Origin of the sequence: Halorubrum sp. PV6 (assembly GCF_003990725.2) — an archaeon.
In the GTDB taxonomy this organism is placed as follows: Archaea; Halobacteriota; Halobacteria; order Halobacteriales; family Haloferacaceae; genus Halorubrum.
Genome location: NZ_CP030064.1, coordinates 2220131 through 2232505 on the forward strand (window position 1 = coordinate 2220131; position 12375 = coordinate 2232505).

General features: G+C 64.8%; 11 protein-coding genes. 4 read left to right on the top strand and 7 right to left on the bottom strand.

Going from position 1 to position 12375, the window contains the following annotated elements; genetic code table 11:
- Positions 1-24 precede the first annotated feature (24 nt).
- Together DOS48_RS25085 and DOS48_RS25090 are read left to right on the top strand one after the other, a co-directional pair.
- Positions 25-1101, top strand: coding sequence for a CNNM domain-containing protein (locus tag DOS48_RS25085; protein ID WP_127118327.1), 1077 nt, complete (start codon positions 25-27; stop codon positions 1099-1101).
- Between the two features lie 246 nt (positions 1102-1347).
- The gene (locus tag DOS48_RS25090) at positions 1348-3846 is read left to right on the top strand and encodes a PAS domain S-box protein (protein WP_127118328.1); all 2499 of its coding nucleotides are present in this window, start codon (positions 1348-1350) and stop codon (positions 3844-3846) included.
- Positions 3847-4087: 241 nt separating this feature from the next.
- Here DOS48_RS25090 and DOS48_RS25095 read toward each other — a convergent pair whose 3' ends face one another.
- The 3 genes from DOS48_RS25095 to DOS48_RS25105 are packed head-to-tail and all read right to left on the bottom strand — an operon-like array spanning position 4088 to position 5973.
- Positions 4088-4513, bottom strand: a complete 426-nt coding sequence (locus DOS48_RS25095) for a DoxX family protein (RefSeq protein ID WP_127118329.1) — start codon at positions 4511-4513, stop codon at positions 4088-4090.
- Between the two features lie 59 nt (positions 4514-4572).
- Positions 4573-5358, bottom strand: a complete 786-nt coding sequence (locus tag DOS48_RS25100) for a hypothetical protein (protein ID WP_127118330.1) — start codon at positions 5356-5358, stop codon at positions 4573-4575.
- A 21-nt stretch (positions 5359-5379) separates the two neighbouring features.
- Entirely contained in the window at positions 5380-5973 is a 594-nt protein-coding gene (locus DOS48_RS25105; protein ID WP_127118331.1) for a DJ-1/PfpI family protein, read from the bottom strand.
- Between the two features lie 266 nt (positions 5974-6239).
- On the opposite strand from DOS48_RS25105, the gene DOS48_RS25110 reads away from it, so the two are divergent.
- Together DOS48_RS25110 and DOS48_RS25115 are read left to right on the top strand one after the other, a co-directional pair.
- Positions 6240-6446 (top strand): hypothetical protein, encoded by a 207-nt coding sequence (locus DOS48_RS25110; protein WP_127118332.1) that lies wholly within the window; start codon positions 6240-6242, stop codon positions 6444-6446.
- 339 nt (positions 6447-6785) lie between these two features.
- Entirely contained in the window at positions 6786-7817 is a 1032-nt protein-coding gene (locus DOS48_RS25115) for a hypothetical protein (protein WP_127118333.1), read from the top strand.
- Positions 7818-8194: 377 nt separating this feature from the next.
- Here DOS48_RS25115 and DOS48_RS25120 read toward each other — a convergent pair whose 3' ends face one another.
- From DOS48_RS25120 to DOS48_RS25135, 4 genes are read right to left on the bottom strand one after another with little or no spacing between them, the layout of a single operon-like run.
- The gene (locus DOS48_RS25120; protein ID WP_127118334.1) at positions 8195-8722 is read right to left on the bottom strand and encodes a 3-isopropylmalate dehydratase small subunit; all 528 of its coding nucleotides are present in this window, start codon (positions 8720-8722) and stop codon (positions 8195-8197) included.
- Complete coding sequence (locus DOS48_RS25125) at positions 8719-10032, bottom strand: 3-isopropylmalate dehydratase large subunit (protein WP_127118335.1); 1314 nt, start codon at positions 10030-10032, stop codon at positions 8719-8721. Before DOS48_RS25125 ends, DOS48_RS25120 begins: the two co-directional genes overlap by 4 nt.
- Positions 10029-10973, bottom strand: coding sequence for a hydroxymethylglutaryl-CoA lyase (locus DOS48_RS25130; RefSeq protein ID WP_127118336.1), 945 nt, complete (start codon positions 10971-10973; stop codon positions 10029-10031). The genes DOS48_RS25125 and DOS48_RS25130 overlap by 4 nt, the downstream gene beginning before the upstream one ends.
- The gene (locus DOS48_RS25135; RefSeq protein WP_127118337.1) at positions 10970-12253 is read right to left on the bottom strand and encodes a CaiB/BaiF CoA-transferase family protein; all 1284 of its coding nucleotides are present in this window, start codon (positions 12251-12253) and stop codon (positions 10970-10972) included. Before DOS48_RS25135 ends, DOS48_RS25130 begins: the two co-directional genes overlap by 4 nt.
- Between the last annotated feature and the right edge of the window lie 122 nt (positions 12254-12375).

Sequence of the window (12375 nt, forward strand, 5' to 3'; positions counted from 1 at the left end):
CTCCGACCGACGATCGGTGAGACGATGATCCCGCTCGCGACAGCGATGGCGTCAGGCGAGATCGCCCTCCGCGTGGCCGCCGGCGTCGGTCTCATCCTGATCAACGCCTTCTTCGTCGCCGTCGAGTTCGCCCTGACGCGGCTCCGTCAGTACCCGGAGTCGGAGATGGACACGCCGGGGCTACGGCGCGCCTGGGAGATGACCGACGATCTGGAGTTTTACCTCACCACCTGTCAGGTGTGGATCTCCGGGACGAGCATCGCGCTCGGCATCGTCGCGGAGCCCGGCCTCGCCGCACTGTTCGCGCCGCTGTTCGAGACCACCGCGCTGGCGTCCGCCGGCGCCGGCTCGCTCCTGGGCTTTTTCCTCATCAACATGGTCCACCTGACGCACGGCGAGCAGACGCCGACGTACCTCGGCGTCGAGCGCTCGAAGCAGGTCGCCGGGTACGGCGCGCGGCCGCTGTACTGGTTCGCGTGGCTCATCTCGCCGCTGATAAAAGTCGGCGACTGGGTCGCGAAGGCGACGCTCCGGCTGTTCGGCATCGAGATGACCGGGTCGTGGACCGAGGCCGAAGAGGAGGTGTTGGAGACGCGCGCCGAGCTGCGCACCCGTCTCGGCTCGATGATGGAGGAGGTCGAACTCCCCGAGGAGCGCCGCGAGGAGGTCCTCAACGCGCTCGACGTCGACGGCGTCACCGTCCGGGAGATCCTGACGCCGGCCGACGAGATAATCTCGCTGTCGACGGCGGCGTCGGTCGAGGCGAACCTCGACCGCATCCGCGACACCCCACACAGCCGCTTCCCGCTCGTCGGCGACGACGCGACCGAGTTCGAGGGGATCGTCTATGCGCCCTCGATCGTCTCAAACTTCGAGCGGCTCCGGGAGGGGGAGACGACGTTCGCGGAGCTCGCGGCCCCGCCGATGACGATATCGGCGGACGCGAGCGTCAGCGACGCCTACGACCAGTTCCAGGCCGAGTCCCAAGAGCTCGCCCTCGTCATCGAGGACGGGGCGGTCGTCGGGCTGCTCACCGCGACCGACACCATGGAGGCGGTGATGGGACAGCTCGAGGACCCGTTGGACGCCGGCGATTTATAAGCGATAACGCGGTGGCGCGGGCCGGCTCTGACCCGGCGGCTTGTGGAGCGCGCGCGGAACGCGGCGGGTGTAGCCGGCGGCGTTGGTTCACACCGGACGGACGACGGACCAATAGCCCGTCACGCGGCCGTCGGATGCGTAATAAAACACGACTAACGCCGCCACGCTGGTGAAAGACGCCGCGTGAGGGTATCGTGACTGAGAACGATGGCGCAGTATTATTATTAACTACCATGAATTTCGGCCATGGGTTGGCAGGAGAGTATTAGCGTCCTCCACGTTGACGACGAACCGGATTTTGCTGCGTTGACTGCGGAGTTTCTGAAACGCGAGGACGAGAGCTTCACCGTCGAGACCGCGGCGAGCGCCAGTGAGGGGCTGGAACGCCTCTCTCACGGCGACTTCGACTGTGTCATCTCCGATTACGATATGCCCGGTCAGAACGGTATCGAGTTCCTCAGATCCGTCCGCGAGAGGGCTCCCGAACTGCCGTTCGTGCTGTTTACCGGCAAGGGGTCCGAGGAGGTCGCCGGCGAAGCCATCTCCGCGGGCGTGACGGACTACCTACAGAAGAAGGGCGGAACCGACCAGTACACCGTCCTGGCGAACCGACTGCGAAACGCCGTCCACCGACATCGCGCGGAGAAGGATCGCAAGCGCCAGCGGAAAGCGATCGAAACCGCCAAAGAGGGCATCAGCATCCTCGACGACGCCGGAGAGTACGTCTACGTCAATCAGGCCTACGCCGACATCTACGGGTACGACCCCGAGGAGATGGAGGGGGAACACTGGGAACTGATCTACCCCGACGGCGACACGGCGGTCGCACGGGACGTTATCTTGCCGACGGTCGCCGAGGAGGGCTACTGGAGCGGGGAGACGACCGGGCTCCGGGCCGACGGGACGACCTTCGTCGAGGATCACACCGTCGCCCAGACGGACACCGGCGAGCTGATCTGTTCGGTCCGGGACCGCTCCGCACAACAGGAGCAGGAGGTCGAACTCACCCTGTTTCGAACGCTCGTCGAGACGCTCAACGACCCGGTCTACGTGCTCGACGAGACGGGGGAGTTCGAGTACGTGAACGACGCGTTCGTCGAGATGGTTGGGTACGACCGCGAGGCGATCACCGGAGCGTCGCCGGCGCTTATCAAATCGTCGGCGGCCGTTGACCGTTCGGAAGCCAATCTCGGGCGGCTGCTCTCGTCGGACGGGCCCGACAGCGTGCAGTTCGAGATCGAGGTGCAGCCGAGTCGCGGTGAGCCGATCCCCTGTGAGGACCACATGGGCGTCTTGCCGTACGAAGGGGAGTCGTTCGAGGGGTCGGTCGGGATACTGCGCGATATTACCGAGCGGAAGGAGCGCGAGCGCGAACTCGAACAGACGAACACCGTCCTTCGAACGATCGTCGAAAATCTGCCGATGGGGGTGCTCGTCGAAGACGCCGAACGCGGCGTGCTCGTAGCGAACGACAGCTTGGGCGAGACGCTTGGCGTCCCGATCAGCGGCGAGGAGCTCACGGACTGTGACTGCGCCGAGGCGGCTGAAGATCTCAAAGACCGGTTCGCCGAGCCGGAGGCGTTCATCGAGGGGATCGCGGAGCGACTCGAACGGCGGGAGCTGGTCCAAAACGAGGAGCTCCGCCTCACGGACGGCCGCGTGTTGGAACGCGATTACGTGCCCTACACCCTGCCCGAAGGCGAGGCGAACTTGTGGCTGTACCGCGATATCACGGCGCGCGAGCGGCAGAGCCGAGAGCTTGAGCAGGCCAACAAGTTCCTGTCACAGACCCAGACCGTCGCAGATGTCGGTGGCTGGGAGATCGACCGCCGAACTGCGTCGCTCCGCTGGACCGACGAAGTCTATCGGATTCACGGCGTCGACATGGAGTTCGAGCCGACAGTCGGGGATGCAGTCGGGTTCTATCACCCCGAGGATCAGGCGACGATTCGGGATGCCGTCGAGCGGGTGACGACTGACGGCGAGCCGTTCGACCTGGAGTTGCGCATCGTCACGGCGGACGACGAGGTGCGATGGGTCCGCGCTCGCGGCGAGCCCTGGCGTGAGGATGGCGAGATCGTCGGTGTGCGCGGCACGTTTCAGGACATCACCGAGCGGATAGAACGCCAGCAGAGACTGGAAGAGTTCACCAGCGTCGTGTCACACGACCTGCGGAACCCGCTGAACGTCGCCGCCGGGCACCTCGAGTTGGTGGCCGACGAGTGTGAGAGCGACCATCTCGACGGGCTCCGGGGGGCGTTAGACAGGATGGAGGCGCTAATCGAGGATCTCCTGACGCTGGCTCGGGATGGCAAGGAGATGACCGACACGCAGCCGGTTGCCCTCGCGACGATAGCCGACGGGTGCTGGGAGAACGTTGAGATGGAGCAAGGACAGTTAGTCACCGCTGTCGATCAGACGGTGTGGGCGGACCGCGATCGCCTCAAGCAGGTGTTTGAGAACCTGTTCCGAAACGCCGTCGAACACGGTCGGACGGATGCGACCGTGACGGTCGGGGGGCTAGACGACGGGTTCTACGTCGAGGACGACGGTCCGGGAATTCCGCCCGGCGAGCGCGACGCCGTCTTCGAGGCCGGCCACTCGCAGTCGGCGAACGGAACCGGGTTTGGACTGAGTATCGTCAGACAAATCGTCGCTGCTCACGACTGGCACGTTCGCGTGACGGACGGGAGCGAGGGCGGAGCGCGGTTCGAGATCACGAACGTCGAATTCGCGGACACGTAGGCCGCTGCGTCCGCCGGGCGGTGGAGACGTTACCTGACACCGAGCCCGGTCGCCTGACCGAAGTGGACAGTCTCAGGTGCTGATGAGCGGGTGGCGACGGGCGCGCCCGCGGTTCACCGCGCCGTTCGTCGCGGCCGCCGCCGATCTCGACAGAACCGTGCCACGGACGACGAGGGATTCGGAGAGCCGACAGCCTCCGGCCGACCGGCTCCCCGCGCTGGACCGCGCGCCGCGTCGTCCGTCACTTCTTGTACGCCTCGCGCAGGAACACCAAGGTCCCGCCGAGCATCGCGAGGTTCCCGAAGAAGGCGAGTCGCTCGCCGCTTTTGTCGTCCTCGTCGGCGTTCCAGAAGTCGTGCATCGTCGCGGTCACCACCGTCAGGAAGGCGACCGCCGCGCCGGTCGCGATCCGCGGGAGCCTCCAGAAGGCGATGCCGACGCCCGCCGCGACCATCATCCCGGAGGCGAACGGCGCGGCGAGGTCGGGCGCGGGCACCCCCGCGGACTCGGCGTATTCGATCGTGTCGTCCATATCGCGGAAGTCCTCGGAGGCCTGTGCGGCGAGGCCGACCCCGAGCAGCACCCGGCCGATCCGCGAGGGCGCGCCGCGTCCCGCGTGGTCGTCGCTCGCTGTCGCGTCTCCCCCGTCGGCTGTTTCGTCTGCCATGCGTATCTGTATGGTAGCACGGCACATAAATCGGCGTGTGCGGGGCCCGCGACGCGGGGTCACTCGATGCGGTCCAAGAGCGTCGCCGTCGCGTCGGCGTCGAACGCGAAGGGGCGCCGCCACCACGGCCCCTTCCCCGAGTCGCTCGACAGCTCGGTGACGAGGCGGTTCGCGTCCGCGCCGGCGTCCGGCTCGCTCAGCGGGACGACGCGCTCGAACGGCCCGGACGCGTCCGGGTCGCCGGCGACCACGACCCGCGCGTCGAACGGGTCTCGCTTCAGGTGGGCGTTCGTCGGGGCGAGGTCGGCCGCCGCGGCCCGATCGACCGCGGCCGAGTCGGCGGCCGCGCCCTCGCCGACGGCGAGGAGGCGGTCGATCCGAATCCCCGCGAACAGGTACGCGCCCCAGTCGGGAGCGAGGTCGGCGTCGGGGGGCGAACCGCCGTCCGCGACCGGCGCCGCCTCCGGACCGCCCCAGCCGTGCGGGCGCAGCGACAGCGTCGCGTAGAATAACAGCCAGTCACCCGGTTCGAGGCCGGCGATGCGCCCGGCTTTCACGCCGTGGGGGTCGCCGTAGGTCGCGCGGGTGCGACCGTGAACGCCGGGAAACTCCGGGTCGAGGTGGACCGGCGTCTCGCGCAGGTCGGCCGGCACCGCGAAGGGGAGGTCGAGGTCGGCGTAGGTCGGCAGCGGCTCGTCGACCGGAAACCGATCGCGAGGGAGCGTGGCGGCGGACTCGGGGATCGGCACGTACGCGAACGAGCCGTCGGGGTACACGGGACCGCGGAAGCCGGGCTGGTTCGTGTTGGCGGCGACGTTGACGGCGACGGCTCGCGGGTCGGTCATCTGAAAAATGTCACGGGGTGGTCAGTCCGCGGTCGCGGCCGGCGCGCCGTGGTCGATCTCCGTACCGAGCAGTTCGAGGAACTGCGCGATCCACTCGGGGTGGTCGGGCCACGCCTGTCCGGTGACGAGGTTCCCGTCGGTGGTCACGCCGTCGACCCACGAGCAGCCCGCGGCTTCGACCTCGGGTCTGACGGCGGGGTAGGCGGTGAGTTCGTAGCCGTCGAGAACGCCCGCCGCGGCGAGGATCTGCGGGCCGTGACAGATCGACGCGACCGGCTTGTCCGCCTCGAAGAAGTGCCGTACCGCGTCGAGCACTTCCTCGTACCCACGGAGGTACTCGGGGGCGCGCCCGCCGGGGACGACCAAGGCGTCGTAGTCCGCCGGGTCGATCTCGTCGAGCCCGTGCGTGAGCTCGAAGTCGTGGCCGCGGGTTTCGAGGTACGTCTGGTCGCCGCGGAAGTCGTGGATGGCGGTCTTGACCGTGTCACCGGCACCTCGCTCCGGACAGACAGCGTGGACCTCGTGGCCGACCGCCTGGAGCGCCTGGAACGGCACCATGATCTCGTAGTCTTCGCCGAAGTCGCCGACGATCATCAGTATCTGTTTTCCTGTCATGTACACAACACCACGCGGACATACGCCCCGCGGGTCAATAATCGTATTGGTGGGTGGTATCGTTCCGCAAGTTTGAGGTAGAGCAGAGCCAGCGATTCGGCGCATCGCTGGAACGAGGAGGGGACGGACGGGGCGACCGACGCCGCGCTTGGCACAGTTATATTTGAAACCAATAATATACTGAATATTGATACAACTGCGTGAACGCTCTCGACCCGACGGGGAACGATCAGGAACTATACACGGCCGCCCGGTAACGGGAACGCATGAGCATGCTGTGGCACGTCGGATACGTCGCGGCCGGGATCCTCGGTCTCGCCTACGTTGCCGTTCCGGAGCGGGTTCACGCGGCGGGTCTCGACTCCCTGCGGCGCTCGACGGCTGACCGATCGGACGGGTCGATCGCTCCGATCTGGTTGTATCGCGGATTAGGCGTGTTACTGTTGGTCGTCGGCGTCACGGGGCTCCGTTAAGCGGTGGGTCACTCCCGTCGATCCCGGCCGTTCAGCACTTCCGAGGGGTCTAAGCGTCTCACAGTCTACGAGTGCCCCATCGAACTGGCGGGGGTTATCGGCTACTGAGGCGGTGTTGATAGTCGGAGAGCCTGATGCGAACTGGATGCGAGGTACAGAGCGTGTAGTCAGCACCTGAACGGTGTTATTTTCTCCGGCTATATTCTGGATCATCCGGTAGAATTCGCTTGCGAGTTGACCAGCTAGAATCCCATCAGTCCGAGACACTACGACCTGAAGGAGAATATCGAACAATAGGTTCACAGAAAGGCTATACGTCTCTGATGACACCGGTTCCGCGTGAAACGTCGAGATCTCATCGCTACAGGATCTGTCACCCTCATTGCTGCCGGTTCTGGCTGTATGAATTTCTCGGAGAGAGAATCTCAGGACGAGCCGCGGGTGAGTATGCCCGTCACTGTAGACAACATTAGAGTAGGCTTCGATACCGAACAAGTTATTGAGATATTCGACCTGTCAGGAAGCCAATTACCTGAGGAAAATCAGGAGCATAACGTCAGAATAGACGTTACCCCGTTAGAGCAGTATGGAGTAAACACAGAAGATCTCTCTGTCGAAACCACACAAGGGAGATATGGACCTACAGAGGCTTACAACAACAACGTCGATACGTTGGATATCACTGACGGGACTATTGACCTCGTGATTCGTACGTCGGAAGATGCGTCCGATGCAGACCCGATCGCGTTGGCGTTGACAGGATACCAGTTCACAGATGTCGAAGCAGTGACTGAAGTCCAATACGACATTCAATCTCCCGATGACCACGTGGAGTTCCGCCAAGGCAGTTTCCACGGTGATAAAAGCGGGAGTAAGTGTGGTTTCGCACTTTCGTTAGACGGGGAGTTCACACTCGTAGACCCTCAGTTACTCTCGCCAACACTGTGTCTGAATTCAATTAACACCTATCGTGATCGTGAGAGCCGACAAGATATCTACGTTGAGTGGCTGACTCCAGAAGCTGACGAGGTAGTAATCGAGATTGATATATCGTTACTTGAGGAGTACGGAACAATCGAAGGCGTTACCGTTGAGCCACTGAACAAAAGTCGCAATTCTGATGAACCTATGGTATGGGGCGCAACTCTTGACAGCTTAACAATTGATGATTGGATAATTTCGATGAAACTAGTGCCAGATGCCGGTACTAATTACGCTTCGGTTGGTGTCCAACTCGGTGGACTAAATCTCACCGTCGGAGACCCGGTCAGAGCTGTTTCATATGATATGACTGTTGAAGGAGACGTTGATGAGACGGTGGAGACGGAATCATTCGACATCGTGGATGATCGGCCTGATGGCGATCATTAATTGTCAAGACTGACTCGTTGTTTCGTGAAGTGATCTGACGAATAACTGGCAACCAAGGTTCGGGGTGACAGGTGAGTCCTCTGTACTGAGCGATCCGGCCTGACCGAATCCGAGAGGAATTTAGTAGGAGACTCGCGCCCGCTATGCAGCAGAGCGCTGAGAGCGTCTCACCGGTCGAGGAGTTCGACAGAGCCGCCATCGATTGTGAGTGCGAGTCGAGGGGTCCTTGGGGATTTAATTTAAAAATAATTGGATGTTATCAGATACACCAGTTGTGTTACCTATTTACCGGTGGCGTTCGACGACGCGTCGAACCGACGGCGTCGAACGCGAAGGCGACACGGCTTCGACCCGACCGGTCCCGACCCGCCCCGCGCTCACTCGGTTCCGAGTTTCGCTCGCGTGTACGGTTCGAGACCGCCGCTGTCGACGAGCGACTGCAGGAACTCCGGCAGCGGGTCGGCGTCGTACCGCTCGTCGGCGGTGTGGTTGATCACGGCGCCCTCGTCGAGCCGGAGACTGATCTCGTCGCCGTCGTCGATCCGGTCGGCGTCCGGACAGATCAACACGGGCAGCCCGAGGTTGATCCCGTTCCGGAAGAAGATACGGGCGAACGACTGCGCGACGATACCGTCGACGCCGGCGCCCAGAAGCGAGAGGGGCGCGTGTTCGCGCGAGGAGCCGCTTCCGAAGTTGTGCCCGCCCACGACGAAATCGCCCGCGGCGACGTTCGGCGCGAACTCCGGCCGGAGGTCGTTGAAGGCGTTCTCGCCGAGCTCGGCCGGGTCGCTGGAGACCAGGAACCGCGACGGAATGATCTGGTCGGTGTCGATGTTGTCCCCGAACGTCCACGCCCGACCGGGGTCGGTCGTGTCGATGTCGCGGTCGGCGTCGGTGTCGCTCATGCGCCCACCCCGCCGAGGACGTAGTCGTCGTACCGGTTCAACTCGACCTCCCGCGGGTCGGTTATCTCGCCGTACAGCGCCGACGCGCCGACGGTGGCGGGGCTCGCGAGGTACACCTCGCTTTCCATCGACCCCTCCCGGCCGGGGAAGTTGCGGTTCGCGGTGGCGAGACAGACGTCGCCGTCGCCTAAGACGCCCTGATGCGTGCCGAAACAGGAGCCGCAGCCCGCGCTCTGGACGATGGCGCCGGCGTCGACGAACGTCTCCATGACGCCGGTGTGCATCATCTGTTTATAAACGGATTTCGAGGCCGGGACGACGACCATCCGCGTGTTCGGGGCGAGCCGTTCGCCCTCGATGATGTCCGCGACGATCCGGATGTCCTCGTACCGGCCGTTCGTGCAGGTCCCCACGAACAGCTGGTCGATTTCGGTGCCGACGACCTCGTCGACATCGACCGCGTTCTCCGGGTTCGAGGGCGTCGACACCTGCGGCGAGAGCGACTCGGCCCGGTAGGTGTGGACCGCCTCGTATGCGGCGTCGTCGTCGGGCTGGGTGTACGCCGGGATGTCGGGTCGCTCGCCGGTCTGCGCTTCGAGGAAGTCGGCGGTGCGCTCGTCGGGCGCGACGATGCCGGCCTTCCCGCCCATCTCGATGGCCATGTTCGAGAGGACGAGCCGCTCGTGGATCGGCATCGCCTCCACCGCCGAGCCGCCGTACTCGGCGGTCATGTACGTACAGCCGTCGAACCCCACGTCGCCGATGAACTTCAGGATGAGGTCCTTCGCGTACACCCCATCGGGGAGGTCGCCCTCGACCTCGAACCGGAGCGTCTCCGGCACCCGGAACCACAGTTCACCGGTCGCGAGCGTCGTCCCGAGGTCGGTCGAGCCGACCCCGGTCCCGAAGGCGCCGACCCCGCCGAAGGTGGTCGAATGCGAGTCCGCGCCGATCACCAGATCGCCCGGCGCGACGAACCCCTCCTCGACCAAGACCTGGTGACAGATCCCGTCGCCGACCTCGTACTGTTGGGCGCCGTACTCGGCGGCGAACTCCCGGACGATGTTGTGGTTGTTCGCGGCCTTGACGCCGTCCGCGGGCGCGTGGTGGTCGATGGTGATGACGGTGTTGTCCGGGTCGACGAGCTCGGCGTCGTCGCCCGTCACGTCCTCGAAGACCTCGAACGTCAACGGCCCCGTCACGTCGTGGGTCATCATCACGTCGACGCCGGCCTCCACGTAGTCGCCGGCGCGTACGTCTGTTCCCGATTTCTCCGACAGCAGTTTTTCCGAGATGGTTTTTCCAGTCATGTGTTGTCCTCCGCGACGGTCGTTAACACGCGGTCGACGGTCCCGCCCATCAGGACGTGGCTCGTCGCCCCCAAGTCGAGTCTGTCGGCGACCTCGTGTGCGACCGACTCGACGCGTTCGAACGACGCGTTCGTTCCGATTTCCATGCTACTCAGCAGATGGACGAGGTCCTCCGTCGGGGTGTTGCCGACGCCGGCGAGCCCGTCCGGTAAGACGACGCCGCCGCCGAGCCCGCAGTGTGAGGTGTCGAACCGGTCGACCCCGCACTGCATCGCGACGAGGGTGTTCGCGAGGCTCATCCCGTTCGTGTCGTGCAGGTGGAGTCCGGCGTCAAGGTCGGGGTGTCGGTCGAAGACCGCCGTGTACATCGCCTCGATCTCGACCGGATTGGCGAGCCCCATCGTCGTCGCGAGCGTCACCTCGTCGACGCCGGCCTCGACGACGCGGTCGACGACCGACAGCGTGTCTTCCATGGGAATCTTCCCCTCGTACGGACAGTAGAAGCTCGTCCCCATCCCGGCCTCGACCTCGATGTCCGTCCCCTCGGCCATTGCGACTATCTCCTCGACGCCTTCGAGAATCTCCTCGACGGTCATGTTCTGGTTGTGCTCGCTGTACGTCTCGCTCACGGTTACGAGGGCGTTCACCTTGTCGACGTCGGCCTCGATGGCTCGCTCCATCCCGACCGCGTTCGGCACCAGCGCGCGGTAGGTCACGTCGTCGTGACGCTCGATGCGCTTTGCGACATCGTCGGCGTCCCGTAGCGTCGGGACCGCCTTCGGGTGCGTGAAGGAGGTGATCTCGATCTCGTCGACGCCGGTCTTCGAGAGGTCGTCGATGATCTCGACTTTCTCGTCGGTCGGGACGAACTCGTCGAGCCGCTGGAACCCGTCACGCGGGAGCATCTCGACTACTGTCACGTCCTCGGGGTACTCGATCATATGACGCCCTCCGCGTCGAGTTCGGCAAGCGTCTCCTCGTCGTACGACAGCCGCTCGCCGTACACCGCCTCGTTGTGCGCGCCGAGCGGCGGCCCGAGATGCGAGATCGATCCCGGCGTCTCCGAGAGGTGCGGGATGGTGTTTTGGACCGCGCCGATCCCGATCTCGTCGTCGGGGATCTCCACGACCGCGTCGCGCGCCTGATAGTGCTCGTCGTCGAGGATGTCGGCCACGTTGTAGATCGGCGCGATGGTCGCCTCGTACTCCTCGAACCGGTCGATGACCTCCTCGCGGGTGTGGTCGTCCATCCAGTCTTGGATGGCCGCGTCGAGCTCCTCGACGTTCTCCAGTCGCTTCTCGTTGTCCGCGAAGCGCGGGTCGTCTTTTAAATCGGGACGCTCGATGGCGTCGAACACCCGCATCGCGATCGGCTGTGCGCTCGCCGAGATGGCGACCGCCCGCCCGTCGCCCGTCTGGTAGACGTTCCGCGGCGCGGACGAGGTGGAGCGGTTCCCCGACCGCTCTTCGATCTCGCCGAGTTGCTGGTATCGGAGCGGCTGCGGCCCGATGAGCGAGAAGATCGGTTCGATGAGGCTCGTGTCGATGTACTGCCCGGAGCCGCCGTTCGCGTCGCGGTTGTACAGCGCGAACGCGACCGCCATCGTCGAGAACATCGCCGCGATGCCGTCTGCCAATCCGGTCGGCGGCAGCAACGGCTCCCGGTCGGGGTAGCCGTTGAGGAACGCGAACCCGGACATCGCCTCCGCGAGGGTGCCGAAGCCGGGCCGGTCGCTGTACGGCCCCGTCTGCCCGAACCCGCTCAGCCGGAGCATCACGAGGCCGGGGTTGAGCTCGGAGAGGTGGTCGTAGCCGAGGTCCCACCGTTCGAGGGTGCCCGGCCGGAAGTTCTCGATGAGCGCGTCCGCGTCGGCGACCAGATCCTCGAAGACGACCTTCCCCTCCTCGGTGGAGATGTCGAGCGTCACCGACTGCTTGTTGCGCCCGAGGTACTTCCACCAGAGCCCGACGCCCTCCTTCTGCGGCCCGAAGTGGCGCAGGTGGTCGCCGGTCGCCGGGTGTTCGACCTTGATCACGTCCGCGCCGAAGTCCGCGAGCAGGCGCCCCACCGTTCCGATCGAGATCATCGAGCCGGCCTCGACCACGGTGAGACCGTCGAGCGGGCCGGCGGAGGTGTCGGAATCGTCGTCGCTCGTAGCGTCGGCGCGTTCACCGTCTGCGTCGTCGTCTGCGCCGCCGTCCGTGGCCGCGTCGCGACTCATCGGCGCCTCGTGAGTGTCTCGGCGGCGCCGTGTGCGGCGCGCGCCGGTCGATTCGTCGTCGGTCGAATGCTGTGTCGTGTCATGTGCGTGTGTCCGTGTTCGTTGGGTGGTGGATCGCCCGC

Bases quoted from the DNA above. Each gene is read 5' to 3' on its own strand.
- DOS48_RS25085 (WP_127118327.1), top strand. From the start codon at position 25: ATGATCCCGCTCGCGACAGCGATGGCGTCAGGCGAGATCGCCCTCCGC.
- DOS48_RS25090 (WP_127118328.1), top strand. From the start codon at position 1,348: ATGGGTTGGCAGGAGAGTATTAGCGTCCTCCACGTTGACGACGAACCG.
- DOS48_RS25095 (WP_127118329.1), bottom strand. From the start codon at position 4,513: ATGGCAGACGAAACAGCCGACGGGGGAGACGCGACAGCGAGCGACGAC.
- DOS48_RS25100 (WP_127118330.1), bottom strand. From the start codon at position 5,358: ATGACCGACCCGCGAGCCGTCGCCGTCAACGTCGCCGCCAACACGAAC.
- DOS48_RS25105 (WP_127118331.1), bottom strand. From the start codon at position 5,973: ATGACAGGAAAACAGATACTGATGATCGTCGGCGACTTCGGCGAAGAC.
- DOS48_RS25110 (WP_127118332.1), top strand. From the start codon at position 6,240: ATGAGCATGCTGTGGCACGTCGGATACGTCGCGGCCGGGATCCTCGGT.
- DOS48_RS25120 (WP_127118334.1), bottom strand. From the start codon at position 8,722: ATGAGCGACACCGACGCCGACCGCGACATCGACACGACCGACCCCGGT.
- DOS48_RS25125 (WP_127118335.1), bottom strand. From the start codon at position 10,032: ATGACTGGAAAAACCATCTCGGAAAAACTGCTGTCGGAGAAATCGGGA.
- DOS48_RS25130 (WP_127118336.1), bottom strand. From the start codon at position 10,973: ATGATCGAGTACCCCGAGGACGTGACAGTAGTCGAGATGCTCCCGCGT.
- DOS48_RS25135 (WP_127118337.1), bottom strand. From the start codon at position 12,253: ATGAGTCGCGACGCGGCCACGGACGGCGGCGCAGACGACGACGCAGAC.